23 protein-coding genes are annotated in these 25,397 nt (G+C 54.6%); 2 read left to right on the plus strand and 21 right to left on the minus strand.

From position 1 onward, the window contains the following. Position 1 precedes the first annotated feature (1 nt). Both ACXJJY_RS08295 and ACXJJY_RS08300 read left to right on the plus strand, forming a co-directional pair. Positions 2 to 3,055: a PAS domain S-box protein gene (locus ACXJJY_RS08295; protein ID WP_456386922.1), complete on the plus strand. Its 3,054-nt coding sequence runs from the start codon at positions 2 to 4 to the stop codon at positions 3,053 to 3,055. A gap of 275 nt (positions 3,056 to 3,330) precedes the next feature. Next, positions 3,331 to 3,795, plus strand: a complete 465-nt coding sequence (locus tag ACXJJY_RS08300) for a Spy/CpxP family protein refolding chaperone (protein WP_456386924.1) — start codon at positions 3,331 to 3,333, stop codon at positions 3,793 to 3,795. A 76-nt stretch (positions 3,796 to 3,871) separates the two neighbouring features. On the opposite strand, the gene ACXJJY_RS08305 is transcribed toward ACXJJY_RS08300, so the two are convergent. The 21 genes from ACXJJY_RS08305 to ACXJJY_RS08405 all read right to left on the minus strand — a co-directional run bounded on the left by ACXJJY_RS08305 (position 3,872) and on the right by ACXJJY_RS08405 (position 25,394). Further along, positions 3,872 to 4,627, minus strand: a complete 756-nt coding sequence (locus tag ACXJJY_RS08305; protein ID WP_456386925.1) for an energy transducer TonB — start codon at positions 4,625 to 4,627, stop codon at positions 3,872 to 3,874. Between the two features lie 40 nt (positions 4,628 to 4,667). Beyond that, on the minus strand, positions 4,668 to 5,054 hold the full coding sequence (locus tag ACXJJY_RS08310; protein ID WP_456386927.1) for an ExbD/TolR family protein: 387 nt from the start codon (positions 5,052 to 5,054) through the stop codon (positions 4,668 to 4,670). Between the two features lie 262 nt (positions 5,055 to 5,316). Next, on the minus strand, positions 5,317 to 5,460 hold the full coding sequence (locus tag ACXJJY_RS08315) for a hypothetical protein (RefSeq protein ID WP_456386929.1): 144 nt from the start codon (positions 5,458 to 5,460) through the stop codon (positions 5,317 to 5,319). A gap of 405 nt (positions 5,461 to 5,865) precedes the next feature. After that, the gene (locus tag ACXJJY_RS08320; RefSeq protein ID WP_456386931.1) at positions 5,866 to 6,678 is read right to left on the minus strand and encodes a nicotianamine synthase family protein; all 813 of its coding nucleotides are present in this window, start codon (positions 6,676 to 6,678) and stop codon (positions 5,866 to 5,868) included. After that, positions 6,662 to 7,555, minus strand: coding sequence for a nicotianamine synthase family protein (locus tag ACXJJY_RS08325; protein WP_456386933.1), 894 nt, complete (start codon positions 7,553 to 7,555; stop codon positions 6,662 to 6,664). Before ACXJJY_RS08325 ends, ACXJJY_RS08320 begins: the two co-directional genes overlap by 17 nt. A gap of 72 nt (positions 7,556 to 7,627) precedes the next feature. Then, a complete protein-coding gene (locus ACXJJY_RS08330; RefSeq protein WP_456386935.1) occupies positions 7,628 to 8,353 on the minus strand; it encodes an energy-coupling factor ABC transporter ATP-binding protein in 726 nt (241 codons plus the stop codon). Between the two features lie 75 nt (positions 8,354 to 8,428). Beyond that, positions 8,429 to 9,049, minus strand: a complete 621-nt coding sequence (locus tag ACXJJY_RS08335) for an ABC transporter ATP-binding protein (RefSeq protein WP_456386937.1) — start codon at positions 9,047 to 9,049, stop codon at positions 8,429 to 8,431. Continuing rightward, positions 9,042 to 9,977: an ABC transporter ATP-binding protein gene (locus ACXJJY_RS08340; RefSeq protein ID WP_456386939.1), complete on the minus strand. Its 936-nt coding sequence runs from the start codon at positions 9,975 to 9,977 to the stop codon at positions 9,042 to 9,044. The genes ACXJJY_RS08335 and ACXJJY_RS08340 overlap by 8 nt, the downstream gene beginning before the upstream one ends. Positions 9,978 to 9,991: 14 nt before the next feature. Continuing rightward, a complete protein-coding gene (locus ACXJJY_RS08345) occupies positions 9,992 to 10,849 on the minus strand; it encodes an ABC transporter permease (protein WP_456386941.1) in 858 nt (285 codons plus the stop codon). Further along, entirely contained in the window at positions 10,846 to 11,832 is a 987-nt protein-coding gene (locus ACXJJY_RS08350) for an ABC transporter permease (protein ID WP_456386943.1), read from the minus strand. Before ACXJJY_RS08350 ends, ACXJJY_RS08345 begins: the two co-directional genes overlap by 4 nt. A gap of 107 nt (positions 11,833 to 11,939) precedes the next feature. Next, positions 11,940 to 13,520, minus strand: coding sequence for an ABC transporter substrate-binding protein (locus ACXJJY_RS08355; RefSeq protein ID WP_456386945.1), 1,581 nt, complete (start codon positions 13,518 to 13,520; stop codon positions 11,940 to 11,942). Between the two features lie 209 nt (positions 13,521 to 13,729). Further along, positions 13,730 to 14,479: a cobalt ECF transporter T component CbiQ gene (gene cbiQ, locus ACXJJY_RS08360; protein WP_456386947.1), complete on the minus strand. Its 750-nt coding sequence runs from the start codon at positions 14,477 to 14,479 to the stop codon at positions 13,730 to 13,732. Further along, positions 14,476 to 15,255, minus strand: a complete 780-nt coding sequence (locus ACXJJY_RS08365; protein ID WP_456386949.1) for a DUF4198 domain-containing protein — start codon at positions 15,253 to 15,255, stop codon at positions 14,476 to 14,478. Before ACXJJY_RS08365 ends, cbiQ begins: the two co-directional genes overlap by 4 nt. Further along, positions 15,252 to 15,956: a NikL family nickel/cobalt ECF transporter subunit gene (locus tag ACXJJY_RS08370; RefSeq protein WP_456386951.1), complete on the minus strand. Its 705-nt coding sequence runs from the start codon at positions 15,954 to 15,956 to the stop codon at positions 15,252 to 15,254. Before ACXJJY_RS08370 ends, ACXJJY_RS08365 begins: the two co-directional genes overlap by 4 nt. After that, a complete protein-coding gene (cbiM, locus tag ACXJJY_RS08375) occupies positions 15,953 to 16,552 on the minus strand; it encodes a cobalt transporter CbiM (protein ID WP_456386952.1) in 600 nt (199 codons plus the stop codon). The genes ACXJJY_RS08370 and cbiM overlap by 4 nt, the downstream gene beginning before the upstream one ends. A gap of 75 nt (positions 16,553 to 16,627) precedes the next feature. Then, positions 16,628 to 17,038 carry a nickel-responsive transcriptional regulator NikR gene (nikR, locus tag ACXJJY_RS08380; RefSeq protein WP_456386953.1) on the minus strand — a complete coding sequence of 137 codons (411 nt, stop codon included), beginning with the start codon at positions 17,036 to 17,038 and terminating at the stop codon, positions 16,628 to 16,630. 185 nt (positions 17,039 to 17,223) lie between these two features. Continuing rightward, positions 17,224 to 18,642 (minus strand): pyruvate kinase, encoded by a 1,419-nt coding sequence (pyk, locus tag ACXJJY_RS08385; protein WP_456386954.1) that lies wholly within the window; start codon positions 18,640 to 18,642, stop codon positions 17,224 to 17,226. 20 nt (positions 18,643 to 18,662) lie between these two features. Next, the gene (locus ACXJJY_RS08390; RefSeq protein ID WP_456386955.1) at positions 18,663 to 21,746 is read right to left on the minus strand and encodes a TolB family protein; all 3,084 of its coding nucleotides are present in this window, start codon (positions 21,744 to 21,746) and stop codon (positions 18,663 to 18,665) included. A gap of 105 nt (positions 21,747 to 21,851) precedes the next feature. Beyond that, positions 21,852 to 23,654: a PhoX family protein gene (locus ACXJJY_RS08395; RefSeq protein ID WP_456386956.1), complete on the minus strand. Its 1,803-nt coding sequence runs from the start codon at positions 23,652 to 23,654 to the stop codon at positions 21,852 to 21,854. 265 nt (positions 23,655 to 23,919) lie between these two features. Further along, a complete protein-coding gene (locus ACXJJY_RS08400; RefSeq protein WP_456386957.1) occupies positions 23,920 to 24,525 on the minus strand; it encodes a MotA/TolQ/ExbB proton channel family protein in 606 nt (201 codons plus the stop codon). Continuing rightward, the gene (locus ACXJJY_RS08405) at positions 24,522 to 25,394 is read right to left on the minus strand and encodes an ABC transporter substrate-binding protein (RefSeq protein WP_456386958.1); all 873 of its coding nucleotides are present in this window, start codon (positions 25,392 to 25,394) and stop codon (positions 24,522 to 24,524) included. The genes ACXJJY_RS08400 and ACXJJY_RS08405 overlap by 4 nt, the downstream gene beginning before the upstream one ends. Positions 25,395 to 25,397: the final 3 nt, after the last annotated feature.

Here is a 25,397-nt window from a genome sequence, read left to right on the forward strand (position 1 = left end):
CATGACAAGAAAGTACTGGCAGCGCCTCAGTGTTGGCAAAAAGATGACAGCCGGCCTGCTCGTCATGCTGCTTCTGCTGTTGTCCCTGGTCATTATCGGATGTTTCACGTTTTGGTATATCCGTCATGCCGAGCAGGAAATCAGCACCAGCAACGAGATCGTCCGGTTGGCCCTGGAAATGGACCGGAGTATGGAAAAAGCCCGGCGGTTGATGGATGATTTTCTGATTCACTATCCAGCCATTGGTTTCAGCGAGGCCCATGTCCGATATGCCCAGCCGGCTGTCCGGGAGTCGGCCCGGGCAATCAGGACCAGCGGTCTGTTGCGTACGAAGTTGAACCGTACAGACCTGACCAGCGAGTTCAATCTTTATCTCTCCCTGGCCAGGAGGTTCGCCCGGACTTCCATCGAGGTCGTTGAACTGGTCACCAGGCTGTCTGTGCCCGATCGTGGTCTCGAGGACCGGTTTCAGGCCATAGCCCGCCAGATTGACGAACGGGTGGCCGGTATCGAACCCTTGGCAAAACTGCATCACGAGATGATTTTGGCGGCAAAGGATTATTTGCTGACCAGAAAGCGGCCCTACATGCAGTCCTCCTTCAACGTCCGTCGGCGTCTGGTCGATGCCCTGGGGCAGGTAAACGGACTGGATCGGGATGACAGGCGCGAGATTGTGCATCTTCTTGACCGGTTTAAGGAGACAGCCGATGAGATCCTTGCAATTGATCTGGCTCTCAAGGGAAAACTGCGTGATTTTGCGCTGCAGGCCGAGACCGTGGCCCCGGTTTCGGTGACACTGGTCAACGAGGCCAAACAGCAGGTTGAACAGGCCGAGCGTCATATTGACCGGGTTTACAGGGCAGGGGTTGGTTTGATGGCGGCAATATTTTCTGCCGGGTTGGTTGCAGCCCTGATCATTGCCCGCGTCCTCCAGCACAGCATTACCGGCAGAATAGTTCGGCTGACCGAGGCAGCGGCTGGTTTGCGTCAGGGCAATATGGATGTGGACCTGCCAGTGGAAGGGATGGATGAGGTGGGTGAGCTGGCCCGGACTTTTTCCCTCATGGCGGCGCAGATCCAGAACCATGTCGATAAACTCGAGGAAATTATTTCCCGCCGGACGGCGGAGCTGGCAGCGAGTGAAACACGGTTTCGCTCACTCGTGGACAGCCTGCGCAAGGTGGCTGTCCAGGGTTATGACGAGAACCGGCGGGTTTTTTTCTGGAACAGAACCTGCGAGGAACTGTACGGCTATACGGCCGAGGAGGCCTGTGGCCGCCAGCTGGAGGACCTGACCATCCCCGAGGAAATACGGGACGAGGTCCTTGGTGCGATCCAGGACTGCCTGGACAACGGTACACCCATTGAGCCGGCTGAGCAGACGCTGAAGGACCAGGATGGGAATCCGGTGCCGGTCTACTCCACCCATGTCCTCTTGAGCAACCATTCCGGACAACGGGAGCTTTACCGTGTGGACGTGGATCTTCGCGATCTCAAGAAGGAGGAGGAGAAACGAAGACAGACCGAGCTGGTCTACAGGGAGCTGTTTGAGAATTCCAGTTCCGGGGTTGCTGTTTACGAGGCCGTGGATGATGGGGCAGATTTTGTGTTCCTTAATTTTAATCGGGGCGGCGAGCAAATCGAGGGTGTCCGGCGGGAGGATGTTATAGGCAGAAGAGTGACCGAGGTCTTTCCCGGGGTGGTGGAGTTTGGTTTGCTTGATGTCTTGCGGGAAGTATGGAAAACCGGTCGTCCCCGAAAACATCCTGTTGCCTGGTACCAAGATGACCGGCTTCAGGGCTGGCGCGAGAATATGGTCTATAAGTTGCCCTCCGGTGAAATTGTGGCGGTTTACGACGATTTGACCAAAGAGAAGCAGGAGGAGGCAGAAAAAGAAGCCCTCAGGCGCAAACTGCAGCAGGTGAAAAAAATGGAGGCCATTGCTCTCATGGCCGGGGGGGTGGCGCACGACCTCAATAATATTCTTTCCGGGATAGTCAGCTATCCTGAACTGTTGCTGAACCAACTGCCCAGGGATTCGGAATTATATGCCCCGCTCGAATCCATTCAGCGCGCCGGTCAGCGGGCGGCGGCTGTGGTGGACGACCTGCTGACTGTAGCCAGAGGTGCGGCCGGAGTCCGCAAGGTGGTGGATGTCAATGATCTGATCAGGGAGTATTTTGATTCACCGGAACACAGGCAGATCAGGGAACGTTTTCCAGGAGTGCGGTTTCATGTCCAACTGGCCACCAAACCGCTGGTGATCTCCTGCTCTCCGGTTCATGTCAGCAAGAGCCTTATGAACCTGGTACTGAATGCGGCCGAGGCTGTGGATGTGACAGGTTCCGTGGTGGTGAGCACAGGCAGCCGTTATGTTGGAGGACACGAGGTTGACGCATCCCTTGGCGAGGGGGAATATGTGGTCATTCGGGTTCAGGATAGTGGCAGTGGTATAGCGCCCGAAGATCGGGAACGTATCTTTGAGCCGTTTTATACCAGGAAGGTCATGGGCAAGAGCGGGACCGGACTCGGTCTGGCTGTGGTCTGGAATACAGTCCAGGATCATGGCGGCAGTGTGGTTGTGGAAAGCACGGACCAGGGGGCCTGTTTCAGTCTCTATTTCCCGGCCAGCAATGAAAATACCGCGGTCCGGAGCGATTCGGTTGCACTGGAAGATCTCCATGGTCATGGGGAATTGATCCTGGTGGTCGATGACGAGGAGATCCAGCGGGATATTACCAGGCAGATGCTGCAGTTTCTTGGCTACACCGTGCATGTGGTCCCCTCCGGGGAAGAGGCTGTTTCCTGGCTGCGTTCCCGGAGCGCAGCTCTGGTTCTTCTCGATATGATCATGGACCCGGGAATAAACGGTCGCGAAACCTTTGCCAGAATACTCGAAATCCATCCTGCCCAGAAAGCGGTTATAGTCAGTGGTTTCTCCCAGAGCGAGGAAGTCGGGAAAACCCAGGACATGGGGGCCGGCATGCTCCTGCGCAAGCCTTTCACCCTCCAGGAACTTGGGTTGGCGATTCGTCAGGCCCTGAATGAGGGCTGAAAGGACTCCCTCTGCTGCTCACCGTTCAAAGACTCTGTTTATTTTCCCGATAAAAGGAACCTGGTCATCCTTCCATTTAGCCCGCCCGGTCGATAGTTCGAAAAAAGGATTTGGCAGGTCGTGGCCCGGAAAAGTACCAGGTTCATGTGGTTTTACTGGACAGTGCTTGAGAAGCACTGTAGAGTTTAACCTGGTCTTGATTATTTTTATCAGTAGCTGGACGCCTGATTCGCACAGGTCGAACAGGGGTTCAGAAAAAACAGGAGCTTCGCAAGATGGTGCAACGAAAAATTTTGCTGTTTGTCGTTGTCGTTTCGGTCCTCACCTTTTCAGCCACAGGTCTTTTTGCCCGGGGACATGGCGCCTCTTCCGGGTCAAAGGGACAGTTGAAAAATTCGCCCCCTTTTTTGATTACCGGCAAAATGCCTCATTTGACCAAGTTGCTTATGAAGGAGTGGGACAACCCTGAGCTGAAATTGAGTGAGGAGCAGAAGAGCAGGCTGATGGTGGTGCGCAAGGAAACCATTGGTGCTGTCCGCCGTATCAGCCCGAAGGTTGCGGACCTTGAAAGGAAGGTTGTCGAGGGGATTTTTGCCGGACAGAGCCCAGCAGAGCTTCGGCCGCTGCTCGAGGACATAGCCGGGTTGAAAACCAGGGCAACCATGGTGCACCTGCAGTGTATCCATGATACCAGGGCCATTTTAACCGGTGCCCAGCTGGAATTTTTGAAAAACCTGTAGGCACGGAAAGTTTTTCAACACGTAGTCTTGTATGTCTCCTGCCCGGCCGCAAGGGAGAGTATGCGGAGAAACAGGTTCATTTGAGCTGAAAACGAACCGGAACCTGGACCAGCATGTCCGAGGGCTGGCCGTCGATGGTCCCAGGGTTGAAGCGCCAGGTGCGCACGCTTTTGAGTGCTGCCCGGTCAAGGATCGAATGACCCGAGGAGGTGTGGACACGTATCGTGCGGACCCGGCCGTCCCGGTCGACAAGAACCTCGAGGAGAACCGTACCCTCCAGGCCCCGGCGTCTGGCCAGGCGGGGATATTCTGGCGGCGGGTTGACCTTGTAAAGCGGGGTTGCCTTTTGGATGACCCGGGCGGCAACAGGATCTGCCTGGCTGTTTTCATCTTCTGTTTCTGTTCCGGGGCCATGATTTGTCAGTTCCTCAGGAGTTGCCTTCCCCTCCACCGGTTTCTGATGGGGCACAGAGGGCTGCGTGAGAACGGCTTGTTTTTTTGCCCGAGGTTGAACAGGAGCTGGCTGCTCCTTTCTGATCTGTTTTTTTATCGCTGACTTTTTCTTCTTTTCGGCAACCGGTTCTCCTCTTTTCTCCGGTTGAACCATTGGCGCTGGTTTTGGCTCTGACACAGGTGCCGGGGGATAGGGCTTCGGTTGCTCTGCCGGTTTTGGTTCAGCTATCTTTCCCGCGCCAATGGATATGGCAATACGCTGTACTGCCAGCGGTTCGGCCGGGGTCTGGCTCTGGCTCAGCTTGAGGCCCAGAAGTATTCCGTGCAGGGTCAGGGCCAGGATGGCAGCGGCCAGGAGCCGCTGCGCTGTTTTGCTCATGGTCCGGATCCCTCTGCCCTGGCCTGAAGGGAGATACGGGTCAACCCGGCCTGCCTGACCCGATCGAGCACCCGAAACAGCTCTGGTAAGAAACCGTTCTGTCCGCAAATATCTGTACCTCCTGCACCTGCCCGACCACCATTGCCGCCTTTTTGTCCTGCAACCTCTCAGCCAGCAGCTCCAGGCTGACCTGCTCCTCGTCCACAAAGAGGTTGATGTCCTGATCCATGTCCTGGATGGTGATGCTGATGGCTTCTTCAGGTTGCGGAGCAGTACTGCTGGATTTGGGCAGGTCCACAGGCTGGCCACGGTGTATTGCCATGGACAGCATGGCGTAGATGAAAAAAACCAGCAGGAGAAAAACGATATCAATCAGCGGCAGCATTTCGATACGTGGCGGCGCAATAGTTTTTCTTTGAATTTTCATGGTAACTTTACAGGTATAACTCTCGGGCGGGAACCATATTCCCACCTGATGGGGATGGTGCTCCCGATCCGGTTTCCCACATATTTTTTCTGCTTACCACAGAAACTGATGCCTCTTGTACCATGCAGGCTCCAGGCCGGAGCATGGTGAGCAGCAGATATCTCCTTCAATGTCCCAGGGTCTTCCGCTGTCTGACATAATAACATGTCCGGGACGGTCGTGCCGTCGTTTTAGAAAGGAGAGGGCCTGGACGGCGTCATCGTCACGGACTGCGGGCGATACCCACTTCCTCCAAACCATCGAAAAATTCCTCCACGTATTTGCCGATCCGCCAGCCAATCGCGAGTTCCGGGGTCAGATAACCCTTGCGCAGAGTCAGACACTGTGATTCCATTGGTACCAGCATTGGCCACACCTCCCTGTCGAAAGCACTTTGCTCTGGCCCCTTCCTGATCACGCCAGGGCCCTGGATCGTTGGCACAGGCTTATCAAACCAGGGGGACGTATCATTGTTTCCGACGGTATATGGCGGTGTACCGGTCTGTAGAGCCTGCTGAAGCGGTCTGTCCGCCTGCTTACTTCAGTATTGAAAAAAGGTTTCAATTCCACCCCGTTGCGTTTTGAATTGACGTACCTGCCAATCAGGTGTCAACTTCCTCATTTTCAGGGGGTTTCGGTCAACGAGGCCGAGCAACTGCTGATCAGAACCGGCTTTGCTCAACCGGTTCGCCATGAACACCATTTTCCACGTCATCCCTATCCGGCTGATTATGGCGCCCATTTTTTTGTCATGAGCGCCGTCCGTTCCTGATTATGAATTTATCTTGACCACCACCACAGTATTGTTGACCGGTGGCCGGGGACGAATGCGGCGATATTCGGTAAATCCTGGCGGCAGGGAAAAATTACCGTCCTGGTCGAGCAGGCGGCGCAATCCTTTTTCATAAAGACGGTAGGATACGAGGCTTCCGGGCGGCAGGTTGCAGGCCAGGTGATGGAAGATTTCCCGTTTGGGCCTGGCCATGGCCGCGATCATGAACAGGTGGCAATGTTCTTCCAGGGGCAGGGAAAAATGGTCCCCCTTTCTGATGGAAATCCGTCCGGCCAGGCCAAGGTGATCCACCACCTGTCGGGAAAGCTTTACAAAAGATGCGTCCTGTTCAATACCTATTCCTTTCAGGTCGTATCGGGAGCAGAGAAAAATGAGAGAAAGGGGCAGGGGCCCGCTTCCCAGAAAGACAGCGGTGTCTCCCGGTTTCAGTCCCGCACCCTGCATTTCCATGTCGGCCAGATGCTCATAGTTTGGGTAAAAGGTGAATTCGCGCAGGCGGTCCCAGGGGACAGAGGCGGCAAGGACACTGCGGGCCTGTTCGATTTCAAGGTACAGGCCGTAACTGTTACGTAACCGGCTGATGGCAGGGAGCAGCGGTTCCAGTTCAGAAGAATGATAAATTTCCTGCAGCACCCTGTCCTCTACTTCCATTGCGGCCAGCTTGTCCAGTCGCTGGAACGGGCGCTTCATGGCCCTGGCGTCCTCCATGAAAAAATCCTTGTCGCTCAAATTGCGGATTGCCTCGTGGATCTCGAAGAACTCCTTGTGTATCTTTTTAACGTCTGGTGTCATCTATAAGTTCGAGCTGCAGAAGGGTGTTGTTGACCCGTCCGCCAGGGTTGATTTCATATTTTACCTTGAACCCCCTGTAGTCACAGGCAGTCATTGGTGGATGCAACAGGCCGCGCAGACCGGAATAAGTGCGGCAGATGACCGGTCGTTTTCCGGTCGCAGCCATTATCCGGGCCAGATTGGCAAAGATCCGACTCTTGGGCTCTGCCAGAGCGGCCACCAGTACCAGATCCCACTCGATATCTCCAAGTGTTTCTTCGGTTCCCTCTATGATCTCGATCGCTTCATCCAGGCCCAACCGTGCGAGTCCTTTTCTGGCCAGGGACACGGCATGCGGATCACTGTCCAGGCCAATGGAGCTGATTCCGTAGAGCTGATGAAGAAGGATCAGGGACAGGGGTACCGGGCCGCAACCGACAAAGGCCAGTCGATAGGGGCGGGGCAGGTCAATGGTTTCGACCTGGGAGCGGATCAGTGCCAGATAGCGGGGATAGAGGCCAAAGACCTCAAGAGGGTGCCAGGGGTCGGGAGCTGTTATCACTTCCCGGGCCAGCGCGTTTTCATGAAGATCGAAAAACGTCGTATAGTACCTTCTTATTGCCGGCAGCAGTGTTTCGATCTCATGGTCGGCCAGGATTAGTCTGGCCAGATGGTTGCCGCAGTCAAGGTGAGCGATGTCATCCAGAACCAGGTAGAGCTGGTAGAGCTCCATCTGAGAAAGGGAACGTAATTCTTCCTGACTGTAGCCGCTGATCCTTTTGTGAAAATCACAGAGATGTTTTTTCACCAGCCGGTGACTGCGTTCGCAGTCTTTGCAGCAGCCAAGAAATTCGTGCTCTGTCAGCTCATGATCATGATCTATGGGGAAATAATGCATAGTACAGCCCGTCAGTTTGCCTTGTCCCTTTTTGTTGACCAGTGGTAAACCTGAAAAAACAGCCTTGATATTTCATCCCCCATGCCGGTGGGGCTGTTCGCCAAAGGGATGGGCGTGGTGGTGTTGATGAAGGCACGACTTGTCACACCTGGTCACCCGACCCTGGTCCATCACATAGATTTCCCTGCAGGTTTCCGCCAGAAAATCCCAGTCATGGGCAATGATCACATATCCTGGATCAAGCCCGGTCAGTATCTCTATGAGCCTGTCCCTGGTGGTCGGGTCCAGGTTGTTGGTCGGTTCATCAAGGAGCAGGATCTCCGGCTCCATGACCAGGATTGTGGCGAGGGAAACCAGTTTTTTTTCGCCACCGGACAGCTGGTGGGTAATCCGTTTTTCAAAACCGGTCAGTCCCAATCGTGCCAGGGTCTGCATGGCCCGCTCCCGGGCCTCGTCCGGAGTGGCGCCCAGGTTCAGGGGGCCAAAGGCAACGTCTTCGATGACCGTTGGCGAGAACAACTGATCGTCAGCGTCCTGAAAGAGCAGGCCGATTTTTTCCCGGACCTGGCGTAAATCATTTTTTGAGGTCACGGGCCTGCCCTTGAAAAGAATTTTTCCCGCCGTTGGTTGCAGCAGGCCCATGATCACATGAAAAAGCGAGGTCTTGCCGCAACCGTTGGGGCCGATGAGCCCCACGCGCTGTCCCGGGTCCAGGCTGAGACTGATCCGGTCCAGAACCCGACGTTCTGCGCCCGGATAACGAAAGGTAATGTCAACGAGTTCTATCAGTGGGGCCATGTATGGTCGGAATTGTCTTTATGTTTGGTGGGAACAAGCACATGAAAAAGGGAGAAGTCCGGGCAGGTTGTTGTTTCATCCCGGCTGCAGGCCAGCTGTTTTCGAGAGCCGGTATACAGTATCGCAAACCCGGTCCAGAAGCTGGTTGTCGTGGCTGATGGTCAGGATACCGAGGTTACGTTTTTTGCCCACCCTGAGCAGTACCTGCCAGATTTGTCCCTGTGTGATGGCATCGAGCATGGTTGTTATTTCGTCGGCTATGATATAGCGGGTACCGGGCCCAAGGGCACGGGCAACGGTCACTCTCTGAATTTCTCCTCCAGACAGCTCATGGGGATACCGGTTAAACCAGGCTTGATCAATTTGCAAGTCTGAAAGCAGTTTTTCGTCCGGCATCACTTCTTCCTCGAGAATCTGTCGTATTTTCCAGCGGGGATTTACCGAAAGCTCCGGATGCTGGTGCAGAAGCTGCACCGGCAAGTGTCCCCTCAATGGCAACCTGGTGGAGTCCACCAGCACCTCTCCCCTGTCGGGCGAGATATATCCGGCCATAATCCTTGCCAGGGTGGTTTTTCCCCTGCCGCTGGGTCCGTAAATCCCGACAACCTCACCCGGATTGATGGAGATGCTTATATCGGTGAACAGTGGCTCGGGCCGGGCCGGGTATCTGTAGGTGATTTTTCTGGCCTCAAGCATGCCAGCACCTCACCAGGCCGTGGCCTACCGGTGTTAACGGGGGTGGAGACTGTCTGCACTCATCTCCGCAGCGATCACAGGATATATGGAACAAACACCCTTCACCGGAGTTCTTTTTATCGGGCTGATATGAGTGACGGATTCCGTTTATCCTGAAACCATTGGCCGGAATGGCCTCCCACAGGGACTTGGAGTAGGGGTGGAGCGGCTTCAACTCTGCCTCTGTATTTCCTGGTTTCATTATCTCGACTATGGTACCTGCGGAAAAAACTGCTATCCGGTCAGCTACCCTGCGGGCCGCGTCAAGGTCATGGGTGATCAGCATGGCGGCCCGGCCCTCATCAGCTATCATCCGTAACAGCTTCAAGAAGTCAGCAATTCGTTCTGGATCAAGCCCGGTGGTCGGTTCATCGGCAAGAACCAGTTTCGCTCCGCCCACAGTGGCCATGGCTACCAGGACCCGCTGGGCCATTCCTCCGGAGAGTTGAAAGGGGTAGAGCTTTTGTATTTCAGGCCCGAGCCTGACCCGCGAAAAGGACATGTCCCTGGCCAGTTTCGCCTCTTTTTTGCTCAATCCGGCGACCACGGCGGCACGAAAGACCTGTCTGCCCACGGGAATAAGAGGGTTGAGAAATGACACTAACTGGGGGATGAGAGATATTTTTTTGCCACGCAGGAGTTTTGTACTCTCTGTGTCAAGTTCCTGGCCGCAAAAACGTATTTTTCCTCTTATTTCAGCATTGCCCGGCAGAAGGCCAAGGATGGCGTGGGCGAGCAAACTTTTGCCTCCGCCGCTTTCGCCAACAACGGCCACAATTTCACCTTCTGCTATTTCAAGATCAAGGTTATGCAGTGGAGTGAGGGTTGTCCGGGCCAGTCCTCCATGATAACGGTGGAAGGAAATGTGCAGGTCTTCAATCTCAAGCATGCGGTTTCAGCCTCCTAATACTGAGAGGTTTGGGGATCGTGCAGATAACGCAGGGTGTTGCCGAGAAGATCAAACATTTTCACCATCAAGACCAGGCAGATCCCCGGGATAACCGCCAGCCACCAGTATCCGGTGGAGAGGTGCTGCATGGATTCCGAGAGCAGAATTCCTATGGATGGATTGTGGGGTGAAAGGCCAAAGCCGAGAAAGGTGAGGCCGGCCGAGTGAAGAATGGCATGGGGAAACAGGAGAATCAGGCCAATGATCAACTGGGGCAGCAGGTGGGGAAGTATATGTTTCCGGGCAATCCATATCTTGCTTTTTCCAAGTCGGACCGAAACCTTGACATAATCACCACCTTTTACCTGTTGAACTTCTGCACGCAATATCCTGGCCAGCCTTGTCCAGTGGGTCAGGGCCACCGCGGTCACCACTCCCCGGGCCCCGCCGCCCACGGCAAAAGAGATAAGAATCAGCATAACCAGGTGCGGTGTGGACATAACTATATCTATCAACCCGGTGACAACGGTATCCACCTTGCCACCCAGTATGGCTGCCCCCACTCCAAAGAGGCCCGCCAGCACCGCGCTGCACAGGGCGGCAAGCATGCCGATCTGAAGACTGAGGCACAGTCCCTTGACAGTGCGGGTGAACAGGTCGCGGCCCAGCCAGTCCGTGCCGAACGGATAGTCGAGAGAAGGTGGCAGGTTGCGGTGGAGGAAATTGGTGCGCAATCCGGCTTCATCCAGCAGAAATCCACCACTGTAGAGAATGAGAAAAAACAGAATACAACCTGTACAGATAAGAATACTCTTTTTTCTCTGTCCGAATGTGAAACCGCTGCCTGTTTTTGTGATGATCCGGTGCATCATATCGCCTCTTCCATACGAATACGGGGGTCAACCAGCCTGTAGAGCAGATCGGCAAGGAGGTTACCAGTTACGACAAATATGGTGCTGAAAATGACAATTCCAAGCAGCAGGGGGACATCGCCCCTGATTCCGGCATCGACCGTGGCCTTGCCCAGGCCCGGGTAGGAAAAGACCACCTCCGCGAGAACCGAGCCGCTGAACAACTCGCCCAGCGAGGCGAACTGCAGGGTTATGGCCGGCAACAGGATATTCCTGAGGCCGTGAAACAAGGCGGTTCCGGAGCGTGTTTCTCCACAGGCCCGGGCATAGAGGGCGTGATTGCTCTGGAAAAAATCAATCATTTTTTCTCTGGTATGCAGGGTTATCTGTGCAATGCCGACAAGGGATAAGGTCAGTACCGGCAAGGCCAGATGGTAGATCCGGTCTGTGAAGCTGACATCTTCAGGTGCAACTCCAAGCGGCCCTGCACAGCAGATCGGAAACCATCCCAGCTTGACGCCGAAGAAGACCAGCAGGATCATGGCCACCCAGAATGTGGGCGTCGAGGCCATGGTGTAGGCATAGAGCCGGATGATCCGATCTGCGAGGCTGTCCCTGAAGGTTCCCGCAAGTGCCCCAAGGACAAAACCCAGCAGCCCGGAGAGCAGCCAGGCCAGGAACATCAACCAGAAAGAGGCGGAAAAACGCTTGGCGATGACTTTGGTTACCGGTTCGTTGAAAATAACCGACCTGCCGAAATCCCCTTTCACGATATTGGTTGCCCAGGCGGCAAATCGTTCCGGCGGAGACTTGTCCAGGCCCCAGCGGGAGATGATGTTTTCTTTCTGCTCCTGGCTGATCTGCAGCCTGTCGTATCCGAGGTAGGCGGTGACCGGGTCCAGAGGGGCAAAACTGACCAGGACAAAAGATAAAACAGCCACCAGGGTCACGATGAGAGACAGTCGAAATGCCTTGGATATCAGGTAGTTGAGAGGGGGCTTCATATGGTTTCCATTGTTACAGAAAGAGTCGTCACTGCAACGGCCCAGGCCACACCATACTGCGGGATGGAGCAAAAGCTGGCCGTTGCCGACTCAGGCTGGGAATGAAATCAATCGACAAGTTTCCACTCAGTGATATTGGCCGTGAGTGGCCAGCCGTGACCGTGCGGTTCTATCCTTGATTTTCCAATATCAAGCTTGTCGCTTACAAAGTAGACATGATCCAGGTTGACCAGCCAGGCCCAGGGAGCGTCGCCCCGTGGTCCGGCCCCGGTCTCGCCATCCCACTGGGCCTTTTTCCACCACTGCAGGGAATCTGCAAAAGAAGGCGCATTGATGGCCTTTTCCAGGTATTCGTCCACTTTCGGGTTATTGTAAAAGCCGGCATTTGTATGTCCCTGGCCAGCGTTTTTGCTGTGATAGAGACTGTACAGTTCTATGGGGTTGTGGGCCCCCCAGCCGTAAACGATAACATTTGCATGTCGCAAGCCTTTGATCTCATCCCAGCTTTTGCCAACCACATTGGCCTTGATGCCAATCTCGCGGAGCATGTCCGCACAGGCCAGGGCCAGCCCCTGGCGAATGGAACGGTCCGCGGGATAGATAATGGTGAACTCTGCCTTCAGGCCATTCTTTTCACGAACACCATCACCATCGATATCCTTCCATCCCGCTGATTCCAACAGCTTCCTGGCCCCTTCGGGGTCACCATCCTTGATCCGGTTGGCCGGATTATCCCAGGCCAGGTTGTCACAGACGAAATATGCCGGACGACCATAACCGTACAACACCCCTTCCACCAGCATCTTCCGGTCGATGGCCATGTTGATGGCCTTGCGGATGGCAATGTCTGCCGTAACATTGTTGCCAATGGGAGCCCCGGTGGCGGTTTTTTTGCCTTCATCAGGCACAACCGGAAACATCAGGCCCCGGTTATCGACACTTTTGACGGCCTTGACATGCATGCCCTTGATTTTCTGATGACCAAGGTGGGCCGGAACTACAACCACATCTACCTTGCCGGCTTTGGCAGCGGCAAACATGGTATCTTCCTTGCCGTAAAGAAAGGTTATTTTTTTGAACTGCGAAGGCTTGCCGTAATAGTAGGGATTAGGCTCAACACTCATCTGTTCGCCTTCAACCCAGGAAATCATTTTAAAGGGCCCGGAACCCACAGGATTTCTCCCGTATCCATCGCCGTAAAGATGCTGCGGAACGATTCCCAGGGTAAGCAGCTTATGGATAAAGGTGCTGTCAGGCCTTTCAAAATGGAATTCTATGGTGTCTGGAGCAGTGACCACCGCCTCCTTCATCTGGGTCAGATCAACCTTGCCACGGGAGGTTTTTGCCTTGTTGAAAGTAAAGGCCACATCCTCTGCCTTTAAGGGGGTGCCGTCGGAGAAACGGGCGTCCCTGCGAATGGTCACCGTCCATGTCAAGCCGTCCCGGGCAACGGTGTAGCCTGTGGCCAGGTCGTTGACAATGTTCAAGTCGTTGTCATACTTGAGCAGGGTGCTTTGAAACAGAGGATTACCGTATCTGCCCCATCCCATCAGGGGATCAAAGCCATCGGCCGGCTCCCCCCGCAGGGCGAGGGTAAGGGTGTCCTTTGCCAGGGCAGATCCGGGCGGAAGGGCCAGGGCGAGGAGCAATGGAGTCAACAGGAGCAGGAAACAATGTCTTTTTCTCATCAAAAACCTCCGAAAATTTCATGGGTACCACTAAGATGGTTCTTTCTGATAGCATGGCCGGAATTGCAAAGTCCCACCCTCCAGGGGGCAACAACAGCTTTCGTCTTTCGTTGTGCAGGCTGTGGGAGCCTGCATGGGGGTTGGATTCAGGTCATCACCGGAGCGTCGCCATGTTCGGTGCAGGACCATTGATGTTTGGGCTGTCTCTCCTACCGGACTCCCTCGACAATGCCCAGGCATAGTACCAGGGCCGACATTGTCGCAAGAAAGACCAGGTCTCGTCCCTTGAGGGTCTGATCGTCCAGGATGTAGAACCTGCCCTGAAAGCCGCGCAGCGTCATGGCCTGGGTGACTCTCTGGGCCCGGTTCCAGCTTTTGACCAGGGTCATGCCGAACAGGTGACCATAGGTCCGGTAGGTGTGCAGATTGGTGCCTGGTTTGAAGCATCGCAGGTGGGCCGCCCGCTGCAGCCGTTGGTATTCCTGGCTGATCACGAAGATATAGCGGTAGGAAAAAAGTAGCAGCAGGCACAGTTTTGCAGGTATTCTGAGCTGCCTCAGACCGTGTCCCAGTTTCGCCACTGTGGAGGTTGCCAGCAGGGTGATGAAAAGCAGAACGATCCCGTTGGCCTTGATAGTGATCAGGCCCACCAGCATAAGCCCCTGTCGACTCAGGTGCAGGGGGCCCATCGTCAGGGGATCGCCGGGATAGGTCAGGGGCAGGGAGAGCCAGAGCAGACCGATAAAGCTGTTCACCACCACCAGCCGCCACAGGACCTGCCTGAGAGGCAGCCGGGCCATGGCCAGCAGCACCAGTCCGAGGACCAGGCCGCCGGCGGCAGTCGCAAAACTGTGGCCAAGAGCGATCACCAGGGTCACGGCCAGGGTGCAGACCAGCTTGACCCTGGTGTCGATCCGGTGCAGCAGCGAGTCTCCCTGGCTGAACTCCTCGAAGGTCATTTGCCCTGGTACCTGTCCAGGTAGATCCACAGAACCGCTCCCAGTTCCACCGGTTTGGCATTGCCCTCGGGATCGGGGATGGTGTAGTCGGCCTCGTTCAATGCGGCAAAACCCCACCAGCCGGCCCGGGGGCAGGTGAAGGTGAAGACTCCGTTCTGGTCTGCCTTTATCACCTGAGTCACGTGGTAGTCACTGGGGGCGTGCAGCGCGCCGTCCTGGTTATAGAGCTCCACTTCGACTTCGGCATGGGGAACAGGTTTGCCGTTCATCAGGACCTGGCCGGTGAAGGAGTTGCCGGCATAGTTGCCAAACGGCCGGAGGAGGGGAACAATTTCCGTTGGCAACCCCACCGGTTCATCCCAGCCCTGATCGGCCCCGTAGGCAGCGATAATGGTTTTGGTGTAGTGGATTATGGAAAGATCCTCGGCTGGCTCCCAATATGGTTTTGGCTCCATGACAAACTGATAGACTCCAGGCCGCCTGACCTTGTATGTGGTTTGCCAGGCTGTATGTTTCATGACGGATGTTTGGTGGAGGCTGTTGAGGAGATCCGTTTTGCTGCCGTTTCGAACGACATAGAACTTTGCCGGTTTTTCCATCTCCATCCCTATGAGCTCAAAGGGATGGGAAAAGGACAGAGTCAGGTCGACGGATTTTTTTTCCTGGGTCACAATGTTGCCGGATGGAATGACCATCCCGAAGTGGGCCATGGCCTGGGCTGCCGCACCGAACACCAGGCCGGCCACACATCCTGCGAAAAGTGTTTTCCGAATCATTTTTTCTCTCCTTTGTTGGTTTTTGCTTTGAAATAGGCCAGCAATCCAGCTAGGCCGATGAGATAGCCGATGCCACCCATGATGTCCTGTATCCTGGGTCCCTGGTCCCGGTTTTCGATCAGCATCCGTTTGATCGGGCCAAGTTTTTTGTCCAGGGTTTCTTCCATAACCCGGCGCAGCACGGTTTCATCCCAAACGGTTATCTGTTGCCGGGCAGATGCCGCACCACCTTCTACTGTTGCCACAGGTGGGGCCGGTCCGACCCGCTGGACAGTCGTCGTGTCCGGGGTCGGTCCGGTGGCTTTGGAGGGGGATGGGGTGGGGGGCTGGTCGAGGTACTCGTCCGCGGTCAGTTTCCACTGGCCACGGTGCCCTTCACCGACGTTGATCACGATGAGCAGATCAAGACCTTTTTGCTTCGCTTCCCCGGGGATGGGGAAACTGAACTCGCCGTGATCATCGGTGCGTGTGGTGAGCAAGATCCGGCCCGAGGCCGCATCCTTGACAATTATTTTCGAGTCTTTGGGCGCTCGCCCTCCGCTGAATGCGGTTTCGCCGATAATGGTGTCTCCTTCGGCGTACGCGAATATCCGCACCTTGTGGGCCAGGGCCGGGCTTGCCAGCAGGCAGCAGGCAACCAGATAGCATGTGAAAACAATGAGTTGAGTTCCTGATCGTGACATGGCTTTTTCCTGTTTCATATTGTGATTTTCATGATGTCGGGTTGGACCCTGGCCAGAAAGGAGACCGTGAACATGGTGATGAATCCCTCTATGATCATGACCGGCAAATGGGCGGCGACAACGATTCTGGCCGTAGCCATGAAGCCCGCGTCGCTCAGGGCGAGTGACAGGGCCATGAGCAGGGAAGAGAGCAGGATGGAGAGAAAGCCGCCGGCAAATCCGGCCAGGGGCCTGAGCTTTGGCTGGGCCAGCCAGGGCCGCAGGATATAGAAGCAGAGCACGGCCGGGGCGGCCATGTTGAAGGTGTTGACCCCCAGCACCACCAGACCGCCGAACTGGAAAAAGATGGCCTGGAGGAGGAGTGCGATCAGGATGGCCGGAAAACTGGCCCAGCCCAGGATCACTCCAAGCAGGCCGTTGAGCACCAGATGGACGGAGCCTGGCCCCAGGGGTACGTGAATCAGCGAGGCAACGAAAAAGGCCGAGGTCAGGATGGCCACGGACATAACCTGGTCATAATCGATTTTTTTCAGGCCCAGGGCCGTCCCCACTGCGGTCAGGGCGCCTCCGCCGATCAATACCGGTGCAGACAGCACACCTTCTGAAATATGCATAATATGTCCTTTTTGTGTTACGTTTGTGCAAATAGTGTTACCGGTTGTCCAAAAAAAAATCCCCGCTTCCGTACGTCAGCGAAGGGATTTTCCAGTGCTGCTCATGGTCAGGCTTCCGTCTCGGATTCCACGCAGGGAGATGAGCCGGTCAGACAGCTCCTGTACTTCACCGGCCTTGCCGCGAACGATAATGACTTCCATGCAGTTGTTGTGGTCCATGTGGACATGGGTGGAAGACACAATGTGGTTATGGAAATCGTGCTGGGCTTCGGTAACCTTTTCCTGCAGCTTGGGTTGATGATGGTCGTACACCAGGGTTATGACCCCCATGACCTGTTTGTCGGCCTGCCATTCTTTTTTGACCAGGGCCTTTCGTATCAGGTCGCGGATCGCTTCGGAGCGGTTGTCATAATGACGGTTCTGGATATAGCGATCGAACCTGTCAAGCAGGCTGTCTTCCAGGGAAATCGAGAATCGTTTCAGCATGTCTGATCAGAGGAGCCGCCTCTTTCATGACCCTGTCTGCCGATCGGGACATATTTTTTCGTCCTTTGTATTGACCGGGTAACACGTTTTGAAATTTAATAATACTAAATGTTTTTTTTACCCTTGTCAACGGTAAATCAGTTTGCTTTAGATATCGATGTGTTTGGCGGACTGGTTGTTGCGTGTTAATCGATCTCCATAACCTTGATCAGGTTGGTTGTTCCCGGTACATCGAGGGGAGTGCCGGCGGTGAGAATGACCTTGTTTCCCTTGCGGGCAAGGGCTTCATCCTTCAGGTACCGGTTCACCTGCCAGAGCATTTCGTCCAGATCGTCGTACACAGGCACAAGGGCCGGGATTACCCCGTAGGAGAGACAGGACTGCCTTTGTGTCTTCGGGTCGGAGGTCAGGCCGATAATCGGTATCGGCAGTCGCAGACGGGACATGACCCGGGCGGTGGAACCACTGGTGGTCGCGGCAACAATGAGCTCAGCCTTCAAGTCGTTGGCCATCCAGGCTGCGGCCCGGCTGACCGCGGCAATATCCAGGGGCAGGTTTTCGGTAATATCGTCATCAATGAACCGTCTCGGATCAAGACTGGCCTCGGTCCTTATCGCAATGCGATTGAGCACTTCCACCGCCTGGACAGGATATTGCCCGACAGCGGTCTCTTCACTGAGCATGACCGCGTCGGTTCCATCAAGAATGGCGTTGGCGACATCAGTTACTTCCGCTCGGCTTGGCCGGGGACTTTCCACCATCGAGCCCAACATCTGGGTTGCTGTTATAACAACTTTTCCGGCAGTTCTGGCCTGAAAAATTATTTCCTTCTGGATCACTGGAACGTCCTCGAGCGGCATCTCCACTCCCAGGTCCCCCCTGGCGACCATCACCCCATCCACAGCCTCGATAATCGGACCAAGCCGGTCAACCGCCTGTGGTTTCTCTATTTTGGCAATAAGCAGCGGACGGGTACCGTTTCCGGCTGTTCTCTGTAGCAATGGTTCCAGATCTTTTTCATGCCTGACAAAAGACATGGCCACAAAATCCACCCCGGTACTCAGGCCGAATTCGAGGTCGGCCCGGTCTTTTTCGGTGAACGCCGGAATTCTCAGGTCACTGGCAGGAAGGTTGACACCTTTGTTTGCCATGATCATGCCGCCATTGACGACCCTGGCGACAATATGGTCTTTGAATACTTTAAGCACCTGAAGTTCAACCCGGCCATCTGCCAGCAGGATCGTTTCACCTTCGGACAGGTCTTCGCAAAGGTATGGGTAGTTCACAGGCAGTTCGTTGCCGGTGGCTGTGGTTCCGCTGGTCAGCAATATTTCTTCCCCTGTGGTCAGGTGTCGTTTTTCCACCTGACCGAGGCGGATTTTGGGCCCGGCCAGGTCCTGGAGTATGCCCACCGGACGGCCTTCTTCCCGGGCAGCCTGCCGGATTATTTTTATGGTTTCGGAATGTTCCTTATGGTTTCCATGGGAAAAATTGAGGCGCGCCACATTCATTCCCGCCCGTATCAGTTCTTTGACTACTTTCGGGGAAGCTGTCGCCGGGCCGATGGTGCAGACAATTTTTGTCTTGCGAATTACCTGTTGCATATAGGCTTGTAAATGTGAATTCAGCGTCTTTGGTTGAGAGTCAGGTCCGGGGATATCGGCACCAGCATCAGGTTGCTGTTGCCGGTTCTGGCCGAGGTAAAGAGCAGTCTCTTGCCGTCCGGACTCCATTGGGGATACATGTCGGATCCACCGGTGGTCAGCCTGGTGAGGCCGCTTTTATTCAGGTCATGGAGCCACAGGGTAGCGTTTCCGAAAGTATCCCAGGCCCAGAACGCGATTTTTTCCCCGTCCGGAGAAAACACGGGCCCCCGGTCACCCAGGGTTTGGTTCTGGGAAAGGATGATCGTGTTTTCGGCTGCGGCCTCGCCTTCTTTGAGCGCAATATCAGAAACCATGGCTGCATATGTTACCCGGTCTTCGCCGGAGCTGTCACGGATGATTTCAGCAGTATATGTTATTTTTTGGCCATCCGGGCTCCAGTCGCTCATCTGGACCGATTCAGGACCCCTCCAGCGGTATATGGTCGGCTGGTCATATCCGTTTTCAAAAGTCATGAAATATTCCCTGGTCAGGGAATATTCTCCTCCAGGGGCAACTTTGAAGGCCAGGGCTTTTCCATCCGGCCGCCATAGAGGGTTGGTTTCCATTTGCGGGTCACTGGTCAGGCGCCATTTTTTGCCGGTGTCTGCATTGACCAGCCAAATATCCCAGTTGCCGTCAGAGACTGCGGCATAGGCGATAAGTTCTCCATCAGGATGGAAGGTCGGGCGGTCAAGCATGCTGTGGCTCTGGACCAGGATTTTTCTGTTTTTATTTATCTTCTTACCTTCAATATCTATCTGTTCGATACCATGCATCCCTGTTGCCGGATCATAGGACCAGAAGACAATATGGCGACTGTCCGGGCTCCATTCGGGCCATGCTGCCACGGTCGGCCCGCTGGTGAGCTGGCGCTGGTTTTTTCCGCCCGCGTCCATAAGCCAGAGCTGATCACTGCCGCTGCGGTTGGAAACAAAAACAATCCTGCTGGCATCCGGGCTCCATTTCCCTGAAAAATCCTGTTTCGGATCCGTGGTTAACAGTGTTATTTCCGGAGGCAACCCCCCTTTTTCGGCAGCGGGCCTGAAAGTCTCTGTCAGATGTGCAGCCTCAGGTATGGAAGGATATTCCAGCCGGTGGCAGGTGTAACAGAACCGGTTTTTTCCAACAGGGACGATAAACCTGGTTGGCAGGGTAAGACGGGCAGGAAAGGTAAAATGAACTCCCGGTATATCAAGGCTGTAGCGGCTCCTGTAGATAATTCCCTGCCAGTCAACCTCGTATTTTTTTCCGTTTGGACCATGCAGTCCCCTGCCATAGATATCCTGATTTTTTACGTTTTTATTTCCCTTTACAGACAGGATTTCCGCCACAGGCCCGGTGGCATGACCGCCGAACCTGTCGCTGAAACGGTCAATGGATGTGGGTTGTTTGACACCTGTTGGCATGTCCTGTTCAACCTCTTTGTGGACATTGGGCACAGGCAGTATGTTCGCATCCCGTCCATGAATGAAATCCTGATCCGCAACAATGGTGCGATAAGCCTTGTTGAGCAGCAGGGCCCGCTCTTTTGACGGGTTGAGAAGTATGGAAACATCGTCATGCAGCCGGTTGAGCATATCCGGCCTGACAGTACCGTCCGGGGTGAAAAATTTCTTCTCCAACTCCGGATTCTCACGAAACTCGTTACCCGACCTGGTGTACATCAGATAATAGGAGTACTCGTAGTATACTCCGGCGCCGCGGATCTTGACCTTGGGCTCGTTCAGGTCCTTCAGCCCTTTCTGGCTCCAGTGATACCATCCTTCCTGGTACTGGCTGCTGTCGAGTTTGCGCGGAAAGGAGAATACGGAATCAGTGGTCGCTCCGATTCCGCCATGGCAGCCGATGCAGTATACAGTCTCTTCAAAGCTCTGCGGCCGCAGATTGCCGGAGCCATCCTCAATGAACCCCTGTAACAGCCAGCCATCATCATTGTTTATCCCCTGTTCCGGGTTGCCGATGAACAGGCGGGTACGGTCGGGAAAGTCATCCCTTTCCTTGATTTCGTTGATCGCTGATTCTTCCAGGGCGGCATAAGTCATCCAGGTGCGCTTTTTCATGTAACGCAACTCTTTCAGGCGCCTGGATAAACGAGTATTGCCTTCCGGGGTGAAATCCACATATCGGACACTGTGCAGAAACTCCGTGCCTTCAGGAAAAAGACCGGCTGCCAGGTGGACCCGTCCCTGCTCCAGGTCTGTTTTTGCCTGGCCCACATACGACATGTTTCTGTTTTCCCGGGGCTCCCAGGTAAAGGCTATTCGTTTTGCCAATCCGAGTTTGCCATTCCTGTCCAGGTCCACCCCGAATTGATGCTCATCAACCGGTTCCACGGCAACGTCGCGTTTTGTCACCAATGCTTCAACAATGGCAAGATTGGTCCGGTACACGGTCAGGTCGAACAGGCCCTGTTCATTGGTGCGAAAACTTTGCGGCAGCCGGATAAGCACATCGTCCGTGGAACCGTTGGTCGGCCAGAAGGTTCCAGGGAATGGATAGTAGGCAAAGGCGCGCCAGCCGGAATAGCCGCCATCGGGAGTATGGTCAAAACCTTCATCGTCAAACCGGAACCAGCAGTCCGGCGTGTACCCGTCCCATGAACCGTTGTTGTTGTAATCCCATGACAGGGGAAGGTTACGGAGCCGTTGGCTTAACATGATGTTGCCGTTCTCGTCCAGGTAATTGCTTTGACGTACATAGTGCTCAATTTCCCGGTCAGATATGGCCTGGATGCGTTCGCTGCGGTCCTCGAACAGGTTGCGCCACTGGTTCTTGAGTGCGGGTTCGGGAAAAGAGTACTCGACCTGCAGTTCCTGGTCATTGACATAATTTGGTTCCGACGACCGGGTATGGCAGACATAGCAGGGGTTATACACCTGCTTTTTTCCTTTATCCCGGCTTTCTGTCTTTGTGTAACACTGGGAAGGAATATAGGCTGTCTCGTTGAAAACGGTTTTGGTTTTCAGGTCAACCGTTATGGACTGGATACTTTCCGTTCCCTGGCTTTGCCGGGCAAACAGAATACAGATGAAAATGATCAGCAGATGAGCCCGCGTATTCATGGTTTTTTCCTGGAATACTTTGAAGGTAAGGGGACCAGAACGTGCCGTGGCGCCGCAGAACTGCGGCGCCACGGACAAGCATATGTTTGAAGGACTGCCGGCTTTTTAATCCATGGCCGGCAGAGGCCCGATGTAGCCGGTGTAGGCTTTGGCCTCGGCGGAATCCCGGAGCTTGTCCCCATCCGATTCTCCATACGGGTGCTGGACAACGCTCATCAGGTACGCGTAACCGTTGATGTTGGGGTAAAAGTAAGGAGAGGTGGTTTCCGAGCCATAAGGAGTGGTCTGGATCCGGGTCAGCTTGCCGGATGTGACATTGTAGGCCCAGATGGCGTCGTTCTGGTGCCCGGAGCCGGTGTCCTCGCCAATGATCAGGGTGTCACGGCCAGGCATGTAGGTGATGTTGTCCGGGTTGGCTATGGAGTTGACGTCGCAGGTGTTGTTCGCGAATGGGCTGTCCTGCGGATATTTCCGCATGGTGCCTGCAACCACGCCATACATGTTTGCCGCCACATAGTCACTGCCGATTGTGGCATCCGGACGGATATCCAGGCCATAGACCACCCCGCACTTGTTTTTGGTCAGCCGGACATGGTTGGGGCCGCCTTTATCGTATTTCCCACCATCTTCCATCCCCTTGGCCACCTGACTCATGGCGACGTACAGCCTTTTGTGGTCAGGATCGAAAGTGATACCTTCCTCTTTGCGAAATTCTGTTGTCGCGCCTTTCATGGCCGCATAGCGCCGCGCCTCGAGCCGGGAGGCCAGGGTTTCCATGCCCGGCCTGATCTGCAGGCATTCCAGGCCGGTGGTGGTATGGATCGGGGTGAAGCCCTGTTCGCAGGTTCCGTTTCCTTTCGGTTCGCTGACATCAAAGATGTCGGAAAAGGAAACCCCGCTTTCTATGGCCTTGCCGATGGTATCGTTATCGGCATGGCCAAGGTTTATCCAGTCCAGATCAGCGTATCCGCCACTGGCTGAATGGATCTGGTTCCATTTTGCCGCATACAGGGTCCCGCTGGAAAGGTCTTCCGGCCGGTCTGCAACAAACATGAAAAAACCGACATTGGTCCCGTCGTCGGAAATATAGACCGTGCGTTTATCCGGCATGACATAGGCAAGTTCCACTGCAACCCGGCCCATGGCATAGTGTTTGCTGACGGTTGGCTTGCCGTCCTCGGAGACGGCCACCTCGACCGGATATCCGTAACGGTACGGTTTGAACACCCTGCGGAAATCATCCACAGTGGTCGATGCTGCATATGGGTCCAGTCCGAAGTAACGGGCCATGGGTTTGTCATAGTCTTCTATGTCGTCCATGGATTTTGCATCTTCCGTAGCCCTGGCATTGTTGGGATACTCTTCGCTGCCAAGATGGGTTCCCCACGGGGTCACACTGCCTGCACAGGGAACCCACAGGCCGCCAACTTCAGAAAAATCAATATTTTCGGTTTTGATCGCTTTGAGTTTGCCTGTTTTTTGGTCCTGTTCAAGCTCGGTCAGGTACATGGCGCCGGGACGACTTTCAAAATGGGACACCATGAACAGTTTGTCGCCAACGGGAAGCAGAGAGCTGAAGTCGTTGTCCACGGAGATGTGTCTGGAACCATCCCTGTTCTGTATCGGCTGACCATTCCGGTCCGTCAGCAGACCAAAGGTTCCTTCGCCGGCCTTGTCGCCGCTGCGCAGAATGGTGTTGTAACCGATTCGATATGTTTTTCCATCTACAGTGACCTTTTCACTGGCCATGATCTTTCTTTTTTCTGCATCGGTCACCGGAAAGGGAACCTCTTTGAACTCTGGAACCTTAGTGTGCTTTTTCTGTCCGGCATCAACATGGTCGGCCTGACCCGTGAGGACTCCGGCAGTGAATAACACCAGCAGTGAACGGCCAAACAGTTTCTTCATGATACATCTCTCCCTTGATTTGGCTGGCTCGAAAATCATTCGAACCTGTTGTCATTTTCATGGATTGTGGCAGCTGAACGATTTCACTTTCGCCGCGCTACGTTTTTCAACAGCCTCTTGACCTGTATTGCCCGTGCAAGCAGGCTGTTTTTCCCTGGGATGAGAACGTATCTGATCTGTGTTTGGAAAGGGTTAATAATCCATCAGGCTTTCATGAGGCGCCTATGTTGAGCAAGAGCAACCAGGAAGAGCTTGAGAAGTGGTATCATCGGGATTTTTCATATACGACTTCAAGGCTGGTACCATATTTTTCCATAATGTGAATGGCGTGTTCGATCCGGCTTTTGAAGTAATTGTAAGGAAACACGGTGATGATGGAGATCGCAAGTCCTGTGGCGGTGGTGATCAGAGCCTGGGCAATGCCTCCGGTGACCAGTTTCGGGTCGGCAATTCCAGCGGAACCAAGCATTTTAAACGAGGATATAATGCCAAGTACTGTGCCAAAGATGCCCAGGAGCGGGGCCACGGTGATCATGGTGTCAAGCAGGGTCATGAAGCGCGACATTTTTTTTTCCATGTGTTTGGCCTCGGCTTCCATGGCTTTGCCCATGTCATACTCTCGATGGAGAATGCCCACCAAAAGGACCCTGATAACATAATCATCGCTGTCCCTGATCTTTTCCCTTATCCGCTCCCAGTCACGCTGTTCCGCAAGGTGGAGAATTTCATCCATCAGGGGCCGGTTCCGCTTGCGCTCGATGCCGACCCAGAAAAGGGTCCGTTCCAGGATCACGGTGAGTACGATGACGGAGCAGGCCAGCAGTGGCCACATCACCGGCCCGCCATTCTCCATCAGGGCATAGACAGTCATTGATCATCCTCCATGGCAATTTGCGGGTGGATAAGACGGGCAACAATCTGCAGGGCCCGGGCAAAGGTGGCTGGCGAGGGACTGCAGACCAGGTCGGGATCGACGATATGCACCCGGCCGTTTTGCACCGCCTTGATGACGGAAAAACGCTGCCAGTTCTTTTTTTCCTGCATCGCGATACCGGTTTCAGAGCCCATTATGGCGATAATGATAACATCTGGATTTTCGGCAAGCACCTTTTCGTAGTCGGTTGTTCCGGACAGCTGATCGGCAATGATATTCATGCCGCCGCCCAGTACAACATAATCATGGGTAAAAGAGCTTTTTACCGCGCCGAACAGTGGCTGGGACCCGACCTGGAGAAAGACCTTCTGCCGGGGAAGATGAGCGACCTTTTTCTGTACGTCCCTCACCTCATCTTTGGCCTGCCTAACGACCAGGGCCGCTTTTTTTTCCTGGCCAAGCAGGGCTCCGAGCCGGAGGAACTGGTCACAGATATCCGCAAAGGACGCAGGCTGGTCAAATTGCACTACCCTGAGCCCCAGGTCTCGCAGTTTTTTCAGTTGTTGCGGCTGGGTCAGGCCGGTGGCCAAAACCAGGTCCGGCTGCAGGCTGGCGATTTTTTCAATGGATACCTGCATGACCGAGCCGATCTTTTTTTTCTTTTTTGCGGCTTCGGGCCGCACACAGTAACTGGTATTGGCCACAAGGCGGTCTCCAGCGCCGAGAAGATAGACATTTTCGGTATTGATCGGTCCCAGGGAGACTATCCGCCGGGGATATTCTTTTGTCCCGGCAGGACACCAGCCCACTGCGAGCAACAGGCATGCAGCGATGACCAAGAGACAGTAAAATAGACTCTTTCGCATTGT

It is taken from the genome of Desulfolithobacter sp., assembly GCF_054025815.1.